Source organism: Streptomyces sp. NPDC002265, from assembly GCF_040296125.1.
Taxonomy (GTDB): Bacteria; Actinomycetota; Actinomycetes; order Streptomycetales; family Streptomycetaceae; genus Streptomyces.
Map to the genome: position 1 here is coordinate 1 of NZ_JBEOWS010000571.1, position 3,790 is coordinate 3,790.

Below are 3,790 nucleotides of genomic sequence, written 5' to 3' on the forward strand. Positions count from 1 at the left end.
GGGGTTGCCCGGCCGTCCGGTACGACGCCGCCGGTGCGCGGCCCCGGGCTCAGTGCCCGGCGCCCCCCTCGGGGCGGGCCTGACGCGGCAGGAGGAACGCCAGCAGGAAGGTCAGGGCGAGCATCCCGTCGACGATCCACAGCACCGACTTCATCACGGAGCCGAACCCGCTCTCGAAGGCCGACGAGGCGGTGGCCTGGAGCACTGCGGGTATCCGGGCGCCGGCCTCGGGCGAGGTCACGGCGGACCGGGTGTCCTTCTCCAGGCGCGCGCAGGACGCGGGCGTCGCCTCCGGGTCCTTGGCGACGGCACGGTCCGAGGCGCAGGTGCGCAGGTCCGCGACGACGCGGTCCTGGGCGGCGGGCGCCACCTGAGCGGCGGTCAGCTGCCGTCGCAGGCCGGCGGACTCGTGGTCGACGCCGTCGGCGATCCCGCCGCCCAGCAGGCCGAAGAAGACGGTGCCGAGGAGGGCCACGCCGAAGGCGCCGCCGAGCTGCTGGACCGCCGTCATCGTGCCGGAGGCCGAACCGGTCTCGTGCTGCTCGACGCTGGCGAGCACGATGTCGAAGAACGGCGCCATGAGCAGGCCCATCCCGATACCGGTGACGAGCAGGGACGGCAGGAGCTGCCAGGGCCCGACGCCGCTGCCCACCTGGTCGAGGGTCAGCCACACGCCGAACACGCCGAGCGCCATGACCAGCGTGCCCGCCTGGAGGACGGCCCGGCCGAACCGGGCGACGCCCTGGGCGATGCCGAAGCCGACGATCATGCCGCCGGACCAGGGCACCATCACCAGTCCGGCCTTGAGCGGGGAGTAGCCGAGGCCGATCTGGGTGTAGAGGTTGAAGACCAGCATGAAGCCCTGCATGGTCGAGAAGAAGACCAGTCCGAGAGTCATGCCGCCGCTGAAGCCCCGCTTGCGGAAGAGGCTGGGGACGACCAGCGGGTCCAGGCCGGCCCTGCTGCGCCGGGACTCGTACAGGGCGAAGGCGACGAAGACGACCGCGGAGGCGCCCATCATCAGGAACGTCCACACCGGCCAGTCGTACTCACGGCCCTGGACCAGCGGGAAGATGATGAGCAGTGCGGCCAGCGAGACCAGGAGCATGCCGGGGATGTCGAGACGCGGCTTGCTGGCGGACCGGCCCTTGGGCAGGTAGCGCAGGGCACCGAGGATGGCCGCGGCACCCAGCGGCAGGTTGATCAGGAAGATCATCCGCCAGCCGGTGCCGAAGTAGTCGGCGTCCACGAGCCAGCCCGCCAGGATCGGTCCGCACACCGCGGACAGTCCCATGACCGGGCCGAACATGCCGAAGGCCTTCTGCGACTCCTTCGGCGGGAACATCTCCTTGATCATGCCGAGGCCCTGGGGCAGCATCACCGCGCCGAACAGCCCCTGCACGACCCGGGCGCCGATCAGCATCTCGGGCGACACGGACACCGCGCACAGCAGTGAGCCCACGGTGAATCCGGCGGCGCCCACCAGGAACATCCGGCGGCGTCCGTGGATGTCCCCGAGCCGTCCGCCGGTGACGAGTCCGACGGCCATCGAGAGGGTATAGGCGGCGGCGAGCCACTGCAGCGTGGAGGCTCCGCCGCCGAGATCGGCCCGCATGGAGGGGCCGGCGATGTTCGTGACGACGGCGTCGAGGAGATCCATCACCTCGGCCGCGAGGATCACGAAGAGCGCAGCCCAGCGCCACCGGTAGGGCGCTGGCGAGTCGGTGGGCGTCTCGGTGGACGCGACACCGGTGGTGGACATCGGTACTCCTCGCGAGAGGCCGCGCCGCGGTGACGACCCGCGGGCGCGGTGGGACGGATGAATGGATACAACTGCCCGGTCCACCGCTCGGCCCGGAGACGGGCGACCGGCGCGGAGAACGCTGTTCACCTTAACAGAACAGCGCTCACCGAGAGAACAGCGTTCATTAAGATATAGCGCAACCTGTGCGCCAAGACAAGATATATCGCGTTCAGTCTGAGTGAACGTCACTCACCCGGGAGAACACTGTTCTCCCGGTGCCTAGACTGTCCTCATGACCGACGTGGCCGCCGACACCCCCGAACCCCCGCCGCCGTCCCCCTGGGAGCGCGAGCGTCCCGCACGCACCCGTGCCACCCCGGCACGCACACCGCTGTCCCGGGAACGGGTCGTCGAGGCCGCCTTCACCGTGCTGGACCGCCAGGGGCTGGACGGGCTGTCGATGCGTCAGGTGGCGGCCGAGCTGGGCGTCACGGTCTCCGCCCTCTACGCGCACGTCAGCTCCAAGGAGGACCTCCTGGAACTGATGTACACCCGGCTCTTCGACGGCTTCGAGATGCCCAGGGCCGACCCCGAGCGGTGGCAGGAACAGGTACGGGCCTACGCCCGCGCGGGACGGCAGCGCCTGCTGACCCACCGGGACATGGCCAGGATCTCCATGGCCCATGTCCCGTTCACCGCCGAACTGCTGCCGCACGTCGAGGGGTTGCTCGCCATCTTCCGTACCGCCGGGCTGCCCGACCGCATCGCCGCGGAGGCCGGTGACCTCATCTCCACCTACATCGACGGGTTCGCCCTGGAGGAGGGCATGTGGCAGGACCGGGCCGCCCGGCACGGCAGCGGTTCCTCCCTGGCCCGGCCCGACTGGCGCGAGATGGCCGACGAGATGCAGAGCTACTTCGCGTCCCTGCCCGAAGCGGACTTCCCCCATCTGCGCGCCCTGGCCGGGATGATGGTGACGGACTCCTCCGACGAGCGGTTCGACATCGGTCTGGAGATCATCCTGCGCGGCCTGGCGAGCTACCTGCCCGGCCCGCAGCACCGGCCGGACCCCGAGGACTGAGCCGAGCCGGATCCGGACACGCGGGGCACGGGACACCGTCCTCCCCGGGGCTCCACCACGGTCCACGGAGCCGCGGATCAGCCCTCCCACCAGGGACGTTCGCCCTCCACGACGACGAAGTCGAAGAAGTCCATGTTGGCGATCTCCAGGTTGCACGCCATGGATCCGAGCTCGCGGCTCGGGACGACGGCGATGTGCCCCGGGGTGTCGTACAGGTCGACGACCGTCAGCGGCCGGCCGTACCCGGCGAAGGTCCGGGCGTCCGCGAGCGCGACCAGGGTGGTCTCCTTCCCGGCCGGGACCAGCGCGGGGACCTGGCCCGGGGACAGCCCCTCGAAGGCCCGGTCGTCGACGGTCAGCACCTGCAACGGGAAGCTTTCCTCGTCGGTCTCGCCGGCATCCGGGTCCGCGCCGAGGAAACCGTGCTCGTCGGCCCCGCCGAGTTCGTCGAGCAGGGCGCGCCAGCCCTGCTCGTCGCCGAAGTCGGTGCGCACCAGTAGCGCCACGTCGGTGGCGGGCAGCACCGGGAAGGACCGGCTCTCCTGCGACGTCGGCGCGGGGAAGACGGGCCTGCCCCCGTCCCCCAGGTACTCGCCGTACCGGTCCGTGGCGCGCACCAGGTCGTCGAACGTGAGCGCGCCGCCCAGCAGCGCGTCCAGAACCTCGCCGAGCCGGACCGACGCGACCCGGACGCCCCGCCCCGGTATCGCCACGGCGTCCACCAGCAACGGCCCGCTCCCGCCGTACGCCACCGGGATGTCCGCCAGGACGACGACCGGCGGCACCGGGCCGCCGCCCGAGAGGACCGCCGGTACGTTCCCGCCGTGCAGGCAGTCCCATCCGGCGCCCTCGACCGGGCGCAGCCGCACCCGGCCGTCCGCCAGGACGAACGCGTCGCCCTCGGGGCGGCCCTCGATCTCGTCGAGCAGATCTCCCCATCGCGCCTCGCCGTCCTCGTAACAGGT

General features: G+C 71.5%; 3 protein-coding genes. 1 reads left to right on the plus strand and 2 read right to left on the minus strand.

Features of this window, described 5'->3' with window-relative positions; translation table 11 throughout:
* Positions 1-49 precede the first annotated feature (49 nt).
* Complete coding sequence (locus ABT085_RS44940) at positions 50-1,762, minus strand: MFS transporter (protein WP_351622612.1); 1,713 nt, start codon at positions 1,760-1,762, stop codon at positions 50-52.
* Between the two features lie 274 nt (positions 1,763-2,036).
* On the opposite strand from ABT085_RS44940, the gene ABT085_RS44945 reads away from it, so the two are divergent.
* The gene (locus ABT085_RS44945) at positions 2,037-2,825 is read left to right on the plus strand and encodes a TetR/AcrR family transcriptional regulator (protein WP_351622615.1); all 789 of its coding nucleotides are present in this window, start codon (positions 2,037-2,039) and stop codon (positions 2,823-2,825) included.
* A gap of 77 nt (positions 2,826-2,902) precedes the next feature.
* Here the strand turns inward: ABT085_RS44945 and ABT085_RS44950 are convergent.
* On the minus strand, positions 2,903-3,790 hold an 888-nt coding region (locus tag ABT085_RS44950; RefSeq protein ID WP_351622618.1), incomplete at its 5' end, for a DUF6924 domain-containing protein.

Excerpts from the sequence above, each read along its gene's own strand:
- ABT085_RS44940 (WP_351622612.1), bottom strand. The coding sequence starts at position 1,762 with ATGTCCACCACCGGTGTCGCGTCCACCGAGACGCCCACCGACTCGCCA.
- ABT085_RS44945 (WP_351622615.1), top strand. The coding sequence starts at position 2,037 with ATGACCGACGTGGCCGCCGACACCCCCGAACCCCCGCCGCCGTCCCCC.